This window comes from Mesorhizobium sp. M0048, assembly GCF_040323405.1.
Classification (GTDB): domain Bacteria; phylum Pseudomonadota; class Alphaproteobacteria; order Rhizobiales; family Rhizobiaceae; genus Mesorhizobium.
The window spans coordinates 1-579 of record NZ_JAMYUV010000146.1; the positions used below are offsets into that span (position 1 = coordinate 1).

General features: G+C 70.1%; 1 protein-coding gene. It reads right to left on the bottom strand.

What is annotated here, in order from left to right:
- On the bottom strand, positions 1 to 579 hold a 579-nt coding region (locus NKJ84_RS33140), incomplete at both ends, for an AMP-binding enzyme (RefSeq protein ID WP_352510025.1).

A 579-nucleotide genomic window follows, 5' to 3' on the forward strand; every position in this document is an offset into this window, starting at 1 on the left:
CTGCACCGCCAGGAGCGAATGGCCGCCCAGTTCGAAGAAGTTGTCGTGGCGCCCGACCCGCTCGACACCGAGAAGCTCCGCCCAGATCTGTGCCAGCGCCGTCTCGACCGCGCCCTGCGGCGCCTCATAGGCCGTCCGCGCATAGGCGCCGTCGGCCGGCGCCGGCAGTGCCTTGCGGTCGAGCTTGCCGTTCGGCGTCAGCGGCAGCGCCGCGAGCCGCACGAACGCAGCCGGCACCATGTAGTCCGGCAGCCGCCCGCTCACATGCGCGCGCAAGGCGCCGGCAAGCCCGCCGCCATCGTCCTCGTCCGATCCTGCCTCGGGTCCACACACGACATAGGCGACAAGGTGCTTGTCGCCGGCCCGGTCCTGGCGCGCCACCACCACCGCCTCGCGCACCCAGGCGTGCTCGCAAAGCCGCGCCGCGATCTCGCCCGGCTCGATGCGGAAGCCGCGGATCTTCACCTGGTCGTCGTTGCGGCCCAGAAACTCCAGATTGCCGTCCGGCAGATAACGCGCCAGATCGCCGGTCTTATACAGCCGATCGCCTTCCACAAAGGGACTGGCGATGAACCGCTC